The sequence below is a fragment of the Salmonella sp. SA14318 genome, from assembly GCF_029866905.1.
GTDB classification, from domain to species: domain Bacteria; phylum Pseudomonadota; class Gammaproteobacteria; order Enterobacterales; family Enterobacteriaceae; genus Salmonella; species Salmonella enterica.
This window is the reverse complement of record NZ_CP123282.1, coordinates 143527-161273: the sequence shown is the minus strand read 5'-3', so window position 1 is coordinate 161273 and position 17747 is coordinate 143527. Positions and strand designations below refer to the sequence as shown.

Sequence of the window (17747 nt, the reverse complement as noted above, 5' to 3'; positions counted from 1 at the left end):
AGGAAGGCGGCAACGCAGTGAATCCCCAGGAGCGTACATAAGTACGTGACTGGGGTGAGCGAGGAGAGCCAACGCATCTGCAGTTCGAAATATGAAGGCGATATCCTCTCCCTTGTGGAGAGGGTTAGGTTGAGGGGAAATCTATGCAGTCCCTCACCCCAGCCCTCTCGGGTAAAAACATTAATGAAGGTTAATACTATGAAAGCATTACATTTTGGCGCAGGTAATATCGGTCGTGGCTTTATCGGCAAACTGCTGGCTGACGCGGGGATACAACTGACGTTTGCGGATGTAAATCAGGTCGTACTCGATGCCCTGAATGCCCGTCATAGCTATCAGGTTCATGTTGTGGGTGAAAATGAGCAGGTTGATACGGTTTCCGGCGTCAACGCTGTCAGCAGCATCGGCGATGATGTTGTCGACCTGATTGCCCACGTTGATTTAATCACTACTGCCGTGGGTCCGGTTGTGCTTGAGCGTATCGCTCCGGCCATCGCTAAAGGGCTGGTAAAACGTAAGGCGCAGGGCGTGGATGCCCCGCTGAATATCATCGCCTGTGAAAATATGGTGCGCGGCACAACGCAGTTGAAAGGCCATGTGATGAATGCCCTACCGGAAGACGCCAAAGCATGGGTAGAAGAACATGTTGGCTTTGTCGATTCCGCCGTTGACCGCATCGTGCCGCCTTCTGCGTCGGCAACCAACGATCCGCTGGAAGTGACGGTAGAAACGTTCAGCGAGTGGATTGTTGATAAAACTCAGTTCAAAGGCACACTGCCAAACATTCCGGGGATGGAGTTAACGGATAACCTGATGGCATTTGTCGAACGTAAACTCTTCACGCTGAACACAGGTCATGCTATAACCGCGTACCTCGGCAAATTAGCCGGTCATCAAACCATTCGCGACGCCATTCTCGATGAGAGTATTCGTGCGGTGGTGAAAGGCGCGATGGAAGAAAGCGGCGCGGTGCTGATCAAACGCTACGGTTTTGATGCCGACAAACATGCGGCATACATTCAGAAAATCCTCGGTCGTTTTGAAAACCCGTATCTGAAAGATGACGTCGAACGCGTAGGTCGTCAGCCGCTACGCAAACTCAGCGCGGGCGACCGTCTGATCAAACCGCTGCTTGGCACCCTGGAATATGGTCTGCCGCATGTGAATCTGGTCAAAGGGATCGCGGCGGCGATGCATTTCCGTAGTGTTGAAGATCCGCAGGCGCAGGAGTTGGCGGCTCTGATTACCGAAAAAGGCCCGCAGGCCGCGCTGGCGCAAATTTCCGGGCTGGATGCCAATAGCGATGTGGTGGCGGAGGCGGTTAACGCATATAACGCGACCAAATGACGCAGAATCCGGCGCAGGTTAGCCTGCGCCCAAATAACAGATTGTCAGATATGCAGGCAATAATGGAACAAACCCAGGCCTTTGAAAATCGTGTGCTTGAGCGTCTGAATGCTGGCAAAACCGTACGGAGCTTCCTGATTACCGCCGTCGAGTTATTGACCGAGGCGGTGAATATTCTGGTGCTCCAGGTGTTTCGCAAAGACGACTATGCGGTGAAATACGCTGTGGAACCGTTGCTGGACGGCGACGGGCCGCTGGGCGATCTTTCGGTACGTCTGAAACTTATCTATGGTCTGGGCGTACTCAGCCGCACCGAATATGAAGATGCGGAGCTGTTAATGGCGCTGCGCGAAGAGCTGAATCACGACGGCAATGAGTACGCCTTTACCGACGATGAAATCCTCGGGCCGTTTGGCGAACTGCACTGCGTCATGGCGCTACCGCCGCCGCCGCATTTTGATACGTCCGACGCGGCGCTATACGCCATGCAAATTCAGCGCTACCAGCAGGCGGTGCGTTCGACGATGGTCCTCTCTCTGACCGAGCTGATTTCTAAAATCAGCTTAAAAAAGGCCTTTCAAAAGTAAATCCCGCCGTTAACCTCTTTCTTCTTCTTTTGGTCGGTACAGCCGTCGGTAATATTCCAGACGCTGCAAATAAATGGGCGCGCTCTCCGACGGCACTTCGGAAGGAACATAATCACGCGGCGGCGTTTTATTCAGGTATTCACGGAACGCCTGGCTGGACGCCATAAAATCGACGGCTTTATCAATAAGAAGTGGTACGTTCTCACCTATTTTTGCCATGATAGATCCTCCATGTGGGACCCGCGTCTGACTCCCGCGGTCGCTTATTTGAGTTTAGGATCAATTTAGCGTTGTCATTGAGGAAAATGTGCTTAATCGCTTTTCTTGCCGACAAAAGGGCGCTTCATCTTTTCTTTCGACAAAAAGGATTTTATTCTCAACGAGATAATTAAATAGTGAGCAGTGTAATACTTGCCATAATTGATTATCTTTACGTCATGAGTTGTGAAGAATCACTCACTGCGCGCATACTATAAGGTATCTATCCCATTTCTATCAGAAGCTATCCCATGAAAGAAGTCGAAAAAAACGAAATTAAACGCCTGAGCGATCGTCTTGACGCTATTCGCCACCAGCAGGCAGGTCTCTCTCTGGTTGAATCCGCCGATAAATACGCGGAGCTGGAAAAAGAAAAAGAGACGCTGGAAGCAGAAATTATCCGTCTGCGCGAAGTACACAGCCAAAAACTGAGTAAAGAAGCGCAGAAGCTGATGAACCTGCCGTTTCGCCGCGCGATCACTAAAAAAGAGCAGGCCGATATGGGCAAACTCAAAAAAAGCGTACGCGGCCTGATCGTGGTCCACCCGATGACGGCGCTGGGCCGGGAAATGGGGCTCAAAGAGATGACAGGCTTCGCGAAGAGCGAGTTCTAAACCTTCCGCATCCCAGGTTCTCAGGACACCCGTTGTACGGAGGGTGTCTTGAGAGCATCGGGCTATATTCCGAATTTTTCCTGGAAGTATTTACACCGCTTATATACAAGTTCATTTTTAACGGTAGTCCCTGCTTTTTCAGGATGAAAAATTCCACTATCATGCCTGTTTGTATTTATACAATGAATTTTTTTCATCCTCTTTTCTTATATCCCGCAGAATATGATTGACCCGCAAAATTAAATAACATTATCATCCCTGAAAAAAATCCCCATACATAAACATTATAATTATATTTTTATAAAGCATTGCTATGAGTAATTGATAAACAACGTCGGGTATTTGCACACTCCTATAGAAGCAATGAATGTTTTAATTATAACCATATATTATGGTTATTGGCAATGCTCGCAATATGATGAGTTAGCTGTATAAATAACAGGTTAACTATTTATATTATATAAATTATTAACAAGGATATTTTATATGCACAAAAATGGAAAATTTATCCCCCTGCTTGCTTTGGGATTCACATTCTTTTTATCTGGTTGTGACTACTTTGCAGATAAACACCTTGTTGAAGAGCTGAAAAAACAACAAAAAGAACAAGAAACAAAGATAAACCTGTTAGAAAAACAACAAAAAGAACAAGAAGCAAAGATGAATTTGCTAGAAAAACAACAAGCTACGGTTATCAACACGACTCAAAAGATCGCCGAAGTCGTTGGCCGCGTTGAACGCAAACAACGGCTATTCGACTATACAGAACTGGACCCATCACAAACGCACTATTTTATTATTAACAACGGCAATATCGGATTAGCCGGGCGTATTCTATCTATTGAGCCAATAGATAATGGAAGTGTTATTCATCTTGATTTAGTTAACTTACTCAGCATTCCCGTATCAAACCTTGCGTTTAATATGACATGGGGTACGAAAAAACCTTCCGAGGCAAAAGATCTGCCTCGATGGCGACAACTCCTGCTCAACACAAAAATGGATTCGACAATCGAACTCTTACCGGGAGCATGGACAAACGTCACGCTAACATTAAAAGGCGTATCGCCCAATAATCTTAAGTATCTAAAAATAGGTATTAATATGGAGAATGTCATATTCGACAGTATACAGCCTATTAATGATACGAAAAAGAAGCCAAAAAAATAATAGCCATTGATACAATTATTTTAGAAAAGGAAAGCACTTATTCATGAACAGAATATTTAGAGTCCTCTGGAATGCCGCTACGGGAACATTTGTTGTCACCAGCGAAACCGCAAAAAGCCGCGGCAAAAAAAGCGGCCGCAGAAAGCTGGCGGTTTCCGCACTCATCAGTCTTAGCAGCATTATGGTTTCTGCGGACGCACTGGCCAATGCCGGGAACGATACTGGCGACGGCGTTACTCCAACGGGTACCCAGACTGGAGGAAAAGGGTGGATTGCAATTGGTACCGATGCCACAGCCAATACTTACACTAACGTTGATGGCGCAAGCGCCGCTATGGGTTATAAAGCCTCCGCGATGGGGAAATGGAGTACCGCCATTGGTTCATACAGCCAGTCCACCGGCGACTCTTCGTTAGCGCTTGGCGTAAAATCGGTTTCTGCCGGTGACCGGGCCATTGCAATGGGCGCCTCATCCTCAGCCAGTGGAAGTTATTCAATGGCAATGGGCGTGTATGCCAATTCGAGCGGCGCAAAATCGGTTGCGTTAGGTTATAAATCTGTCGCGAGCGGAGCAACTTCCTCTGCATTAGGTTATCAAGCCACTGCGAGCGGCGACGACAGCGCTGCATTTGGTAATGGCGCAAAAGCGATAGGCACCAACTCAGTTGCCCTTGGCTCGGGCTCTATCGCCCAGGAAGACAATTCCGTCGCCGTGGGTAACAGCACCACTCAGCGGCAGATCACCTACGTTGCTAAAGGCGACATCAATTCCACCAGTACCGATGCCGTTACAGGTGCGCAAATCTATTCTTTAAGTCAATCCGTCGCCGACCGACTCGGCGGAGGGGCTTCCGTTAATAGTGATGGTACAGTGAATGCGCCCCTCTACGAGGTAGGCACAGGCATCTACAATAACGTAGGCAGTGCATTAAGCGCACTTAACACTTCTATCACTAACACAGAGGCCTCTGTCGCAGGATTAGCCGAAGACGCGCTGCTGTGGGATGACAGCACCAGCGCCTTTAGCGCTAGCCACACGGGAAACGCCAGCAAAATCACCAATCTGACGGCGGGTACCCTGGCTGCGGACAGCACCGACGCCGTTAACGGCTCTCAGTTGTTTGATACGAATGAAAAAGTAGATCAGAACACTGCTGATATCGCCACCAATACCGACAGCATCAACCAAAACACTGCCGATATTACCGCTAATACCGACAGCATTAACCAGAACACAACCGATATCGCCGCCAATACGACCAGCATCAATCAGAACACCACTGATATCGCCGCCAACACCACCAATATCAACAGCCTGAGCGACTCCGTCACCACGCTCACCGACGATGCCCTGCTTTGGGATGCAGCCTCTGGCGCATTCAGCGCTAAGCACAACGGAAGCGACAGTAAAATCACCAATCTGGCGGCGGGTACCCTGGCTGCTGACAGCACCGACGCCGTTAACGGCTCTCAGCTATTTGCCACCAACGAAAATGTGTCGCAGAACACAACCGATATCGCCGCTAATACGACCAGCATCACTCAGAACACCACTGATATCGCCACCAACACCACCAGTATCAACAGTCTGAGCGACTCCGTCACCACGCTCACCGATGATGCCCTGCTTTGGGATGCGACCTCTGGCGCATTCAGCGCTAACCACAACGGAAGCGACAGCAAAATCACCAATCTGGCGGCGGGTACCCTGGCTTCGGACAGCACCGACGCCGTTAACGGCTCACAATTGTTTGCCACCAATGAAAATGTGTCTCAGAACACCACTGATATCGCTGCCAATACAACCAGCATCAATCAGAACACCACTGATATCGCCACCAACACCACCAGTATCAACAACCTGAGCAACTCAGTTACCACGCTCACCGACGATGCACTGCTATGGGATGCAGTCTCTGGCGCATTCAGCGCTAACCGCAACGGAAGCGCCAGTAAAATCATCAATGTCGCCGCCGGGGACCTTTCTGAGGACAGTACAGACGCGGTGAACGGCTCCCAGTTGTATGAAACCAACCAGAGGGTGGATCAAAACACCTCTGCTATCGCAGATATTAATACGTCCATCACCAATCTTAGCTCTGACAACCTGAGCTGGAATGAGACAACGAGTTCGTTCTCTGCCAGCCACGGAAGTAGTACGACAAACAAAATCACCAACGTTGCTGCCGGAGAGCTGTCTGAAGAAAGTACCGACGCGGTTAACGGCTCGCAGCTGTTCGAAACCAATGAAAAAGTGGATCAGAACACGACCGATATCGCCGCCAATACCACTAACATCACTCAGAACAGCACCGCGATTGAGAACCTGAATACTTCTGTCTCCGACATTAATACGTCCATTACCGGCCTCACTGATAACGCTCTGTTATGGGACGAAGACATCGGCGCTTTCAGCGCAAACCACGGTGGAAGCACCAGTAAAATAACCAATGTCGCCGCCGGGGCGCTTTCTGAGGACAGTACAGACGCGGTAAACGGCTCACAGTTGTATGAAACCAACCAGAAGGTGGATCAAAACACCTCTGCTATCGCGGATATCAATACGTCCATCACCAATCTTGGTACCGATGCACTGAGCTGGGATGACGGAGAGGGTGCGTTCAGCGCCAGCCACGGTACCAGCGGTACCAATAAGATAACCAATGTAGCAGCAGGTGAAATCGCCAGTGACAGTACTGACGCCGTTAATGGCTCTCAGCTTTATGAAACTAACATGCTGATTTCTCAGTATAATGAATCTATTAGCCAACTAGCTGGCGATACCAGCGAAACCTATATCACGGAAAATGGTACCGGCGTGAAATACATCCGTACGAATGATAACGGGCTTGAAGGCCAGGATGCATACGCAACGGGTAACGGCGCAACGGCAGTAGGTTACGACGCCGTCGCCTCTGGCGCTGGCAGCCTGGCTCTTGGCCAAAACAGCAGCAGTAGCATTGAGGGCAGTATCGCTTTGGGCAGTGGCTCCACCTCTAACCGCGCTATTACAACCGGTATACGAGAAACGAGCGTAACAAGCGATGGCGTCGTCATTGGCTACAATACAACAGACAGAAAGTTGCTGGGCGCGTTGTCATTGGGGACGGATGGAGAAAGCTATCGTCAAATTACCAACGTTGCTGACGGCTCTGAAGCGCAAGATGCGGTAACAGTTCGTCAGTTACAAAATGCCATTGGTGCGGTCACTACTACACCGACCAAGTACTACCACGCAAACTCAACGGAAGAAGATTCACTGGCTGTCGGAACTGACTCACTGGCAATGGGTGCGAAGACCATCGTCAATGCTGATGCAGGTATTGGTATTGGTCTGAATACACTGGTGATGGCTGATGCCATCAACGGTATTGCTATCGGTTCTAACGCACGCGCCAATCATGCAAACAGTATTGCAATGGGTAATGGTTCTCAGACCACTCGCGGCGCACAGACTGACTACACCGCCTACAACATGGACACACCGCAGAACTCTGTCGGTGAGTTCTCTGTCGGCAGTGAAGACGGTCAACGTCAGATCACTAACGTCGCGGCGGGTTCGGCAGATACCGATGCCGTTAACGTTGGTCAATTGAAAGTCACCGACAGCCGTGTTGCCGCGAATACCGAAAGCATCAATAACCTGAACACGCAGGTGAGTAGTCTTGATACTCGCGTCACCAATATTGAAAACGGTATTGGCGATATCGTCACTACCGGTAGCACCAAGTACTTCAAGACCAACACCGATGGCGTAGATGCAAATGCCCAGGGTGCGGACAGCGTCGCGATTGGCTCTGGCTCTATTGCTGCCGCTGAAAACAGCGTGGCGTTAGGCACAAATTCCGTCGCAGATGAAGCTAATACTGTGTCTGTCGGCTCTTCTACTCAACAACGCCGTATTACCAACGTTGCCGCAGGGGTGAACAACACTGACGCGGTTAATGTGGCGCAACTGAAAGCCTCAGAAGCAGGCTCCGTGCGTTATGAAACCAATGCAGATGGCTCGGTTAACTATAGCGTGCTCAACCTGGGAGACGGGAGTGGCGGTACCACTCGGATCGGCAATGTTTCAGCGGCGGTGAATGATACGGATGCGGTTAACTATGCGCAATTGAAACGCAGCGTCGAAGAAGCAAACACCTATACCGACCAGAAAATGGGTGAAATGAACAGCAAAATCAAAGGTGTAGAAAACAAGATGAGCGGCGGTATCGCTTCAGCGATGGCGATGGCCGGTCTGCCACAAGCCTACACCCCGGGCGCCAACATGACCTCGATTGCTGGCGGTACGTTTAATGGTGAAAGTGCCGTCGCCATTGGTGTCTCCATGGTAAGTGAAAGCGGGGGCTGGGTGTATAAATTGCAAGGAACCAGCAACAGCCAGGGCGATTACTCTGCGGCCATTGGCGCGGGCTTCCAGTGGTAATGAAGTAACAACACTCCCGACATCAAAGGCAATGGCATAATGCCATTGCCTTTTCACTTCCCTTTGCTGTCCTCTCCCCTCAATTGGCCCTACCAATTTTAGCCCGTTACCACAGCCTACTCACATTTCACTAAATTAACTCTACAATACCGTTGCCAATAAATAACATCTGGTTAACTATTTGTTGTCATTATCCATACACAACAATATTGGCAGGACCACTTTTACACATAATGTGACTTCAACGAGATGAGCAAAGATTCATCCCATTATGCGTGTGGTTCTCAGGAGACCTGCAATGAACCTCTGGCAACAAAACTATGACCCGGCGGGTAATATCTGGCTTTCCAGCCTGATCGCATCGCTCCCAATCCTGTTCTTCTTTTTCGCCCTGATTAAACTCAAGCTGAAAGGCTATGTTGCCGCTTCGTGGACGGTGGTTATCGCGCTCGCCGTCGCGCTGCTGTTCTATAAAATGCCGGTCGATCACGCGCTGGCATCGGTCGTGTATGGCTTCTTCTACGGGCTATGGCCGATAGCCTGGATAATCATCGCCGCAGTCTTCGTCTATAAAATTTCGGTCAAGACCGGGCAGTTTGACATTATTCGCTCATCAATTCTGTCGATTACCCCCGACCAACGTCTGCAAATGCTGATTGTCGGCTTCTGCTTCGGCGCGTTCCTTGAAGGCGCGGCGGGTTTCGGCGCGCCGGTGGCGATAACCGCCGCGCTGCTGGTGGGTCTGGGCTTTAATCCGCTGTATGCGGCAGGGTTGTGCCTGATTGTAAACACCGCGCCAGTCGCCTTTGGCGCGATGGGGATCCCGATTCTGGTTGCCGGACAAGTCACGGGCCTGGACAGCTTTGAAATCGGTCAGATGGTCGGCCGCCAGTTGCCATTCCTGACCATTATCGTCCTGTTCTGGATTATGGCGATTATGGACGGCTGGCGCGGCGTGAAAGAAACCTGGCCTGCGGTGATGGTCTCTGGCGGTTCGTTTGCTATCGCCCAGTATCTCAGCTCCAACTTTATCGGGCCGGAACTGCCGGACATTATCTCTTCGCTTGTGTCTCTGGTGTGCCTGACGCTGTTCCTCAAACGTTGGCAGCCGGTGCGCATCTTCCGCTTCGGCGATATGGGCGCGTCACAGGTCGATCAGACGCTAGCCCGTACCCGCTATACGACAGGGCAAATTGTTCGTGCCTGGTCGCCGTTCCTGTTCCTGACCGCCACGGTCACTCTCTGGAGCATACCGCCGTTCAAAGCGCTGTTTGCCCCTGGCGGCGCGCTGTATGACTGGGTAATTAACGTTCCGGTACCGTATCTCGATAAACTGGTCGCCCGTATGCCGCCGGTCGTACACGAAGCGACCGCTTACGCGGCGGTGTATAAATTTGACTGGTTCTCCGCCACCGGCACGGCGATCCTGTTTGCGGCGCTGTTATCTATCGTCTGGCTGAAAATGAAACCCTCAGCCGCAATCCAGACCTTTGGCAGCACGCTGAAAGAGCTGGCGTTGCCGATTTACTCCATCGGCATGGTGCTGGCGTTCGCGTTTATCTCGAACTATTCCGGGCTTTCTTCTACGCTGGCGTTAGCGCTGGCGCACACCGGCAGCGCCTTCACGTTCTTCTCGCCGTTCCTCGGCTGGCTGGGGGTATTCCTGACCGGCTCGGATACCTCATCTAACGCGCTGTTTGCCTCTCTACAGGCTACCGCGGCGCAGCAAATCGGCGTCTCTGATGTGCTGATGGTGGCGGCGAATACCACTGGAGGCGTAACCGGGAAGATGATCTCGCCGCAGTCTATCGCCATCGCCTGCGCGGCGGTGGGACTGGTAGGGAAAGAGTCCGATCTGTTTCGTTTTACCGTCAAACACAGCCTGATCTTCACCTGTATGGTGGGCGTGATCACTACGCTTCAGGCCTATGTTTTAACCTGGATGATTCCGTGATTGTGATACCAAAACGCCTGTCAGACGAGATTGCCTCTCGCGTGCGGGCGCTGATTGAAGAACAAAACCTGGAAGCGGGCATGAAATTGCCCGCCGAGCGCCAGTTGGCTCTACAGCTTGGCGTATCACGCAACTCTTTACGCGAAGCGCTGGCGAAGCTGGTCAGCGAAGGCGTGCTGGTGAGCCGTCGCGGCGGCGGGACATTTGTCCGCTGGCAGCACGAAACCTGGTCTGAACAGAATATCGTACAACCGCTGAAAACCCTGCTGGCGGACGATCCGGACTACAGTTTCGACATTCTGGAAGCCCGCCACGCCATTGAAGCCAGTACGGCCTGGCACGCCGCCATGCGTGCCACCGCTGCCGACAAAGAGAAAATCAGACTCTGCTTTGATGCGACGCTCAGCGAAGACCCGGATCTCGCCTCCCAGGCCGACGTGCGCTTTCATCTGGCGATCGCGGAAGCCTCGCACAATGTGGTGCTGTTGCAAACCATGCGCGGTTTCTTCGACGTCCTGCAATCCTCCGTCAAACAGAGTCGCCAGCGTATGTATCTCGTTCCGCCCGTATTCTCAAAGCTGACGGAACAACACCAGGCAGTGATGGACGCCATTCTGGACGGTAACGCCGAGGGCGCGCGTAAAGCGATGATGGCGCACCTCAGTTTTGTCCACACCACGATTAAACGATTTGATGAAGACCAGGCCCGCCAGGCGCGTATTACCCGCCTGCCCGGCGACCATAATGAGATGACCAGGGAGAATAAATCATGATTATTTCAGCAGCCAGCGATTATCGCGCCGCAGCTCAGCGCACGTTGCCTCCTTTCCTCTTCCACTACATCGACGGCGGCGCGTATGCGGAATATACCCTGCGCCGAAATGTGGAAGACCTGTCGCAAGTCGCTCTGCGCCAGCGCGTGCTGAAAAATATGTCCGATTTAAGCCTGGAAACGACCCTGTTTAACGAAACGTTGTCGATGCCAGTGGCATTAGCGCCGGTAGGTCTGTGCGGCATGTACGCCCGTCGCGGCGAAGTACAGGCCGCCGCCGCCGCAGACGCAAAGGGCATTCCGTTCACCCTTTCCACCGTCTCCGTCTGTCCGATTGAAGAAGTTGCACCAACCATTAAGCGCCCGATGTGGTTCCAGCTTTATGTACTGCGAGACCGGGGCTTTATGCGCAACGCGCTTGAACGTGCGAAAGCGGCGGGCTGCTCCACGCTGGTCTTTACCGTGGATATGCCGACGCCGGGCGCGCGCTACCGTGACGCCCACTCCGGGATGAGCGGCCCAAACGCGGCCATGCGCCGTTACTGGCAGGCGGTGATGCACCCTAAATGGGCGTGGGATGTCGGCCTGAACGGTCGCCCGCATGATTTAGGCAATATTTCCGCCTATCTGGGTAAACCGACCGGCCTTGAGGACTATATCGGCTGGCTGGCAAATAACTTCGATCCGTCCATCTCCTGGAAAGATCTGGAGTGGATACGCGAATTCTGGGACGGCCCAATGGTGATCAAAGGGATCCTCGATCCAGAAGATGCCCGCGATGCGGTACGTTTCGGCGCTGACGGTATCGTGGTGTCGAATCACGGCGGCCGCCAGCTCGATGGCGTGCTCTCTTCCGCCCGCGCCCTGCCCGCCATTGCCGATGCGGTGAAAGGCGATATCGCCATTCTGGCGGATAGCGGGATTCGTAACGGGCTGGATGTCGTGCGTATGATTGCGTTGGGGGCCGATACCGTACTGCTGGGTCGGGCCTATCTCTACGCGCTGGCGACGGCAGGAAAAGCGGGTGTCGCCAATCTGCTGGACCTGATCGAGAAAGAGATGAAAGTCGCCATGACCCTGACCGGCGCGAAATCCATTAGCGAAATCAGTGGCGATTCACTGGTGCAGGAACTGGGGAAAAGTTTGCCCGCCGCGCTGGCGCCAATGAGCAAAGGCGATGCCGCCTGAACGCCTGGCGCGTGAGAGCCCGGTAAATTTCTGCTATTCTGCCCCCCGCATTTAAGGGGGCATCATGCTTAACATCGTACTCTTCGAACCAGAAATCCCGCCGAATACCGGCAACATCATTCGTCTTTGCGCCAATACCGGCTTTCGTCTGCACATCATCGAACCGATGGGGTTTACCTGGGATGATAAGCGCTTACGCCGCGCAGGGCTGGACTATCACGAATTCGCCGCGGTTCAGCGCCATCACGATTATGCCGCCTTTGTCGCCGCCGAAAACCCGCAGCGCCTGTTTGCGTTGACGACAAAGGGCACGCCCGCCCATAGCGCCGTAAGCTATCAGGATGGCGATTATTTGATGTTTGGCCCGGAAACGCGCGGCCTGCCCGCCAGCATTCTCGATGCGTTGCCTAAAGAGCAGAAGATTCGCATTCCGATGATGCCGGATAGCCGTAGCATGAACCTGTCGAATGCGGTGTCGGTGGTGGTGTATGAAGCGTGGCGCCAGTTAGGATACCCCGGCGCGGTATTGCGGTCGTAATATATTCAATGCCGGATGGCGGCTAACGCCTGATCCGGCCTGGCCGATCCCGATGGCATGTTCCCGTTTATGCGGACTCTCGCTCAATCAAATGAAAGCCAATATCCACAATAGCTTCTGCGCACGGTTTCTGTTCAATACGATCGGCCAACAGCGTAGCGGCGCGCTGGCCAATGGCGCGTCTGTCAACGCTTACGGTAGTAATTGATGGTCGATTGCTGGCGGCAAAATCAAGGTCGCCAAAACCAATAACCGCTAAATCATGCGGAATGCGCAAACCACGGCTTTCCGCCTCCATCATCGCCCCCTGTGCCAGGGTATCAGAACTGCAAACAATGACATCAAACGTCCCTTCGTCAAAAAGCTGGCTTAAACCGCTGCGCCCCAGCGAAAGCGATGCCGGAAGGGGGACATCTACCTGCGGTACGGCATGAATAGCGTGGCGTTGAAGAACACTACATAACCCCTGCTTACGTTGCGCGGCTCGGCGATCGGCGGTCCACAACAAGCCGGGACGACGATAGCCCTTACTCAGAAGATACTCCCCCGTCGCCTGCCCGACTTTTTCATGGGAAAAACCGACCAGCATATCAAGCGGCGTGGGCGTTAAGTCCCAAATTTCCACCACCGGAATAGCCGCGTTCAGGATGACCTTTTTCAGTTCTATCGTGTGATGGATCCCGGTAAGCACCACGCCATCGGGGCGGCGGGAAAGCAGTGTCGCCACCAATTCCGCTTCCGTTTGTTCGGTATATCCCGCCACGCACAGCAATATGTGATATCCGCGTCGGGCCAGTTCATCGCTCAGCGACTGGATGGTATCGACAAACATGTTGTTGTTAATTTGCGGCACGACGACAGCGATTAATTTACTCCGTCGCGACGCCAGACCACCGGCTAACGCGTTGGGTATGTAGCCTGTGACGCGAACCGCCTGCATGACTTTCTCAACCGTTTTGGGGCGAACCAGTTGTGGCGAATTCAATGCCCGGCTGACTGTCATCGGAGACAGCCCGGCGCTACGTGCTACATCTTCCAGCGTCGGCGCACGAGGTGATTTGGTTCTCTTCACGTCTGATGCCCCTGCAAAGATTGGCTGATTTATCCGCGCATTATTCATCATGCCTGCGGCTATTGCCAGCTTCGCATCAGGAAAGGCCGTAAATACAGTAGCTTATCAAGCTCAGTCATTACAAAATGATAGCGCCATCATTTTGTATTATGCATTTCCCCAGATATTTTTGGATCGTGATCCATTTTGCAATAAATCCTGCTTTTTATACGACATATGTGATCAAATGTTCAAATCAACATCAACTTTCTGGATCCTGTGCTCGCTTAATAATAAAAATGTTAGCGCAATCATTTTGTGATTATCAGGAGAAAAAAATGGCTTTAAGCGCGAATTCCGACGCCGTAACGTATGCAAAAGCGGCGAATACCAGAACCGCGGCAGAAACCGGCGATCGTATCGAATGGGTGAAGCTATCACTGGCTTTTCTACCGCTGGCGACGCCAGTGAGTGACGCGAAGGTACTGACCGGTCGCCAGAAACCTTTGACCGAAGTGGCAATCATCATTGCCGAAATCCGCAGTCGCGATGGCTTTGAAGGCGTTGGTTTTAGCTACTCCAAACGTGCTGGCGGCCAGGGTATTTATGCTCACGCCAAAGAGATAGCCGACAATCTACTGGGCGAAGATCCCAATGATATCGACAAAATATACACTAAGCTGCTGTGGGCCGGAGCCTCAGTGGGGCGTAGCGGGATGGCGGTACAGGCTATCTCCCCTATCGATATCGCCTTATGGGATATGAAGGCTAAACGTGCCGGTCTGCCACTGGCAAAACTGTTGGGCGCGCACCGCGACTCCGTTCAGTGTTACAACACCTCAGGGGGGTTCTTGCATACACCGCTCGATCAAGTGCTGAAAAATGTGGTGATTTCCCGCGAAAATGGCATTGGCGGTATTAAGTTGAAAGTCGGACAACCCAACTGCGCTGAGGATATTCGCCGCTTAACCGCAGTACGTGAAGCGCTTGGGGATGAGTTCCCGTTAATGGTTGACGCTAACCAGCAGTGGGATCGCGAAACGGCTATCCGCATGGGGCGTAAAATGGAACAGTTCAATCTTATCTGGATTGAAGAACCATTAGATGCTTACGACATCGAAGGCCACGCCCAGCTTGCTGCCGCGCTGGATACGCCTATCGCCACCGGGGAAATGCTGACCAGTTTCCGGGAACACGAGCAGTTGATTCTGGGCAATGCCAGCGATTTCGTTCAGCCAGATGCGCCGCGTGTCGGCGGTATCTCTCCGTTCCTGAAGATTATGGATCTGGCGGCGAAACACGGGCGTAAGCTGGCGCCGCACTTTGCGATGGAAGTACACCTGCACCTTTCCGCAGCGTATCCCCTGGAGCCGTGGCTGGAACATTTCGAGTGGCTGAACCCATTATTCAACGAGCAACTTGAGCTGCGCGATGGCCGCATGTGGATTTCCGATCGTCATGGTCTGGGTTTCACGCTCAGTGAACAAGCGCGCCGCTGGACACAATTAACATGTGAATTTGGCAAACGCCCTTAACCCGACTGGCGGGAATCCGTCCCGCCTCTCTTACCTTACAGGATGCATTCTGCCCTTATCTGAGGAGTAGATAATGAACACAATAATAAAGCGCACAAAAGTGCGTCATACCATTCTTATATTTTTATTTCTTGCTACCGTATTTAATTATGCGGATCGCGCAACTCTATCCGTAGTTGCCCCAATAATGAGTAAAGAATTAGGTTTTGATCCGGAAGCGATGGGCCTGGCCTTCTCCTCATTTGGTATTGCCTATGTCATTATGCAACTACCCGGCGGTTGGCTATTAGACCGCTACGGTTCACGACTGGTTTACGGTTGCGCATTGATTGGCTGGTCGTTAGTAACCATGTTTCAGGGAACGATCTATTTGTATGGCAGCCCATTAATTGTACTGGTTATTCTACGTCTGCTGATGGGCGCGATTGAAGCGCCTGCCTTTCCGGCGAACAGTCGTTTAAGCGTACAATGGTTTCCCAATAATGAACGAGGTTTCGTTACTTCAGTTTATCAGGCTGCGCAATATATCTCGCTGGGCATTATCACCCCGCTAATGACGATCATTCTGCATAATTTAAGCTGGCATTTTGTCTTCTATTATATTGGCGCTATTGGTGTGATGCTCGGTATATTCTGGTTAATGAAAGTCAAAGATCCGATGCACCATCCAAAAGTTAATCAAGCGGAAATTGACTATATTCGTAGCGGTGGTGGCGAGCCCTCTCTGGGCTGTAAAAAGGAGCCGCAGAAAATAACGTTCGCGCAGATTAAAACCGTCTGTGTTAACCGGATGATGATCGGTGTTTACATCGGGCAATTCTGCGTCACCTCTATCACCTGGTTCTTCCTGACCTGGTTCCCGACCTACCTGTACCAGGCGAAAGGCATGTCGATTCTGAAAGTCGGTTTCGTGGCCAGTATTCCAGCCATTGCCGGTTTTATTGGCGGCCTGCTCGGCGGCGTGTTCTCCGACTGGCTACTCAAACGCGGCTATAGCCTTACCGTCGCGCGGAAACTGCCTGTTATCTGCGGTATGTTGCTCTCTTGCGTAATAGTGATCGCCAACTACACCTCTTCAGAATTTGTGGTCATTGCGGCGATGAGTCTGGCCTTTTTTGCCAAAGGGTTTGGTAACCTGGGCTGGTGCGTACTCAGCGACACCTCGCCGAAGGAAGTTCTGGGTATTGCCGGCGGCGTATTTAACATGTGCGGCAATATGGCAAGCATCGTTACGCCACTGGTCATCGGCGTGATTCTTGCCAATACTCAGTCGTTCGACTTTGCCATTTTATACGTTGGCTCGATGGGACTTATTGGTCTCATTTCATATCTGTTTATCGTCGGCCCGCTGGATCGTATCACGCTGACATCATCCGCAGCCTGATTGTCCACATTGCGAATTCTTCGCTCCGCTGTTCCGGGATTGCACTCCATCGGAACAGCGTTTTTTAGTTGTACCGCGCAATTCAGATGCCGTCGCCATACTCAAACGTATGGTGTATCCCGTTGAAATGCTGGTCCATATCCATCGACGGCTTATCGCTGCCCGGCTTGCCGACAATACGCGCCGGAACGCCTGCGGCGGTAGTGTGCGGCGGGACAGGCTGTAAAACGACGGAACCTGCGCCAATTTTCGCGCCGCGCCCCACCTCGATATTGCCGAGAATTTTCGCACCCGCGCCAATCATCACGCCTTCGCGGATTTTAGGATGACGATCGCCGCTTGTTTTCCCGGTACCGCCCAGGGTGACGGATTGCAGGATCGACACATCATCCTCAATAACCGCCGTCTCCCCCACCACAATACCGGTGGCATGGTCGAGCATAATCCCGCGGCCAATTTTCGCTGCCGGGTGAATATCCACCTGAAACGAGACCGAAACCTGATTTTGCAGGAAGATAGCCAGCGCGCGGCGACCTTTATTCCACAACCAGTGACCAATGCGGTAGGCCTGTAGCGCATGAAAGCCTTTCAGATATAACAGCGGCGTGGAGTATTTATCCACCGCCGGATCGCGAGTGCGCACGGCCTGAATATCGCAGGCTGCCGACGCGATCATTTCCGGGTCGGCGGCATAGGCTTCTTCAACTACTTCACGGATAGCGATAGCGGGCATGATGGGCGAAGCCAGTTTATTTGCCAGCATATAGCTCAGCGCACTGCCCAGATTTTCATGCTTGAGTAGCGTGGCGTGATAAAAACTGGCCAACATAGGCTCACAGTCAGCTAAAGCGCGGGCTTCAGCTTTAATATTCTTCCAGACGATTTCCAGTTCTTCACACGGCATGGCTTACTCCAGACGG

At 52.1% G+C, this 17747-nt stretch carries 14 protein-coding genes; 11 read left to right on the top strand and 3 right to left on the bottom strand.

Going from position 1 to position 17747, the window contains the following annotated elements:
• Positions 1-198: 198 nt before the first annotated feature.
• Entirely contained in the window at positions 199-1347 is a 1149-nt protein-coding gene (gene mtlD, locus QEN32_RS00760; protein WP_079897571.1) for a mannitol-1-phosphate 5-dehydrogenase, read from the top strand.
• Entirely contained in the window at positions 1344-1934 is a 591-nt protein-coding gene (gene mtlR, locus QEN32_RS00755; RefSeq protein ID WP_000193201.1) for a mannitol operon repressor MtlR, read from the top strand. The genes mtlD and mtlR overlap by 4 nt, the downstream gene beginning before the upstream one ends.
• 9 nt (positions 1935-1943) lie before the next feature.
• Here mtlR and QEN32_RS00750 read toward each other — a convergent pair whose 3' ends face one another.
• On the bottom strand, positions 1944-2153 hold the full coding sequence (locus tag QEN32_RS00750; RefSeq protein WP_001062558.1) for a hypothetical protein: 210 nt from the start codon (positions 2151-2153) through the stop codon (positions 1944-1946).
• Positions 2154-2443: 290 nt separating this feature from the next.
• On the opposite strand from QEN32_RS00750, the gene QEN32_RS00745 reads away from it, so the two are divergent.
• The 7 genes from QEN32_RS00745 (at position 2444) to trmL (ending at position 12857) form a co-directional block, all read left to right on the top strand.
• Complete coding sequence (locus tag QEN32_RS00745) at positions 2444-2806, top strand: YibL family ribosome-associated protein (RefSeq protein WP_000665687.1); 363 nt, start codon at positions 2444-2446, stop codon at positions 2804-2806.
• Positions 2807-3292: 486 nt separating this feature from the next.
• Complete coding sequence (locus QEN32_RS00740; protein ID WP_024797492.1) at positions 3293-3976, top strand: DUF3251 domain-containing protein; 684 nt, start codon at positions 3293-3295, stop codon at positions 3974-3976.
• 43 nt (positions 3977-4019) lie between these two features.
• A complete protein-coding gene (sadA, locus tag QEN32_RS00735) occupies positions 4020-8405 on the top strand; it encodes a trimeric autotransporter adhesin SadA (protein ID WP_265322191.1) in 4386 nt (1461 codons plus the stop codon).
• Between the two features lie 298 nt (positions 8406-8703).
• The gene (gene lldP, locus QEN32_RS00730) at positions 8704-10359 is read left to right on the top strand and encodes an L-lactate permease (protein WP_001055308.1); all 1656 of its coding nucleotides are present in this window, start codon (positions 8704-8706) and stop codon (positions 10357-10359) included.
• Complete coding sequence (lldR, locus tag QEN32_RS00725; protein ID WP_265322190.1) at positions 10356-11132, top strand: transcriptional regulator LldR; 777 nt, start codon at positions 10356-10358, stop codon at positions 11130-11132. Before lldP ends, lldR begins: the two co-directional genes overlap by 4 nt.
• Positions 11129-12319 (top strand): quinone-dependent L-lactate dehydrogenase, encoded by a 1191-nt coding sequence (lldD, locus tag QEN32_RS00720; protein ID WP_000586988.1) that lies wholly within the window; start codon positions 11129-11131, stop codon positions 12317-12319. The genes lldR and lldD overlap by 4 nt, the downstream gene beginning before the upstream one ends.
• A gap of 64 nt (positions 12320-12383) precedes the next feature.
• The gene (gene trmL / locus QEN32_RS00715) at positions 12384-12857 is read left to right on the top strand and encodes a tRNA (uridine(34)/cytosine(34)/5-carboxymethylaminomethyluridine(34)-2'-O)-methyltransferase TrmL (RefSeq protein ID WP_000932335.1); all 474 of its coding nucleotides are present in this window, start codon (positions 12384-12386) and stop codon (positions 12855-12857) included.
• A 67-nt stretch (positions 12858-12924) separates the two neighbouring features.
• On the opposite strand, the gene QEN32_RS00710 is transcribed toward trmL, so the two are convergent.
• On the bottom strand, positions 12925-13929 hold the full coding sequence (locus tag QEN32_RS00710; RefSeq protein WP_001537635.1) for a LacI family DNA-binding transcriptional regulator: 1005 nt from the start codon (positions 13927-13929) through the stop codon (positions 12925-12927).
• A gap of 317 nt (positions 13930-14246) precedes the next feature.
• Between QEN32_RS00710 and QEN32_RS00705 the strand changes: the two genes are divergently transcribed.
• The gene (locus tag QEN32_RS00705; RefSeq protein WP_001218249.1) at positions 14247-15443 is read left to right on the top strand and encodes an L-talarate/galactarate dehydratase; all 1197 of its coding nucleotides are present in this window, start codon (positions 14247-14249) and stop codon (positions 15441-15443) included.
• Between the two features lie 73 nt (positions 15444-15516).
• Positions 15517-16827 (top strand): MFS transporter, encoded by a 1311-nt coding sequence (locus tag QEN32_RS00700; RefSeq protein ID WP_001092104.1) that lies wholly within the window; start codon positions 15517-15519, stop codon positions 16825-16827.
• Between the two features lie 82 nt (positions 16828-16909).
• On the opposite strand, the gene cysE is transcribed toward QEN32_RS00700, so the two are convergent.
• Positions 16910-17731 (bottom strand): serine O-acetyltransferase, encoded by an 822-nt coding sequence (gene cysE / locus QEN32_RS00695; protein WP_001112113.1) that lies wholly within the window; start codon positions 17729-17731, stop codon positions 16910-16912.
• Positions 17732-17747 lie beyond the last annotated feature (16 nt).

Bases quoted from the DNA above. Each gene is read 5' to 3' on its own strand.
- cysE (WP_001112113.1), bottom strand. From the start codon at position 17,731: ATGCCGTGTGAAGAACTGGAAATCGTCTGGAAGAATATTAAAGCTGAA.
- QEN32_RS00700 (WP_001092104.1), top strand. From the start codon at position 15,517: ATGAACACAATAATAAAGCGCACAAAAGTGCGTCATACCATTCTTATA.
- QEN32_RS00705 (WP_001218249.1), top strand. From the start codon at position 14,247: ATGGCTTTAAGCGCGAATTCCGACGCCGTAACGTATGCAAAAGCGGCG.
- trmL (WP_000932335.1), top strand. From the start codon at position 12,384: ATGCTTAACATCGTACTCTTCGAACCAGAAATCCCGCCGAATACCGGC.
- mtlD (WP_079897571.1), top strand. From the start codon at position 199: ATGAAAGCATTACATTTTGGCGCAGGTAATATCGGTCGTGGCTTTATC.
- sadA (WP_265322191.1), top strand. From the start codon at position 4,020: ATGAACAGAATATTTAGAGTCCTCTGGAATGCCGCTACGGGAACATTT.
- QEN32_RS00740 (WP_024797492.1), top strand. From the start codon at position 3,293: ATGCACAAAAATGGAAAATTTATCCCCCTGCTTGCTTTGGGATTCACA.
- lldD (WP_000586988.1), top strand. From the start codon at position 11,129: ATGATTATTTCAGCAGCCAGCGATTATCGCGCCGCAGCTCAGCGCACG.
- mtlR (WP_000193201.1), top strand. From the start codon at position 1,344: ATGACGCAGAATCCGGCGCAGGTTAGCCTGCGCCCAAATAACAGATTG.
- QEN32_RS00750 (WP_001062558.1), bottom strand. From the start codon at position 2,153: ATGGCAAAAATAGGTGAGAACGTACCACTTCTTATTGATAAAGCCGTC.
- QEN32_RS00745 (WP_000665687.1), top strand. From the start codon at position 2,444: ATGAAAGAAGTCGAAAAAAACGAAATTAAACGCCTGAGCGATCGTCTT.
- lldP (WP_001055308.1), top strand. From the start codon at position 8,704: ATGAACCTCTGGCAACAAAACTATGACCCGGCGGGTAATATCTGGCTT.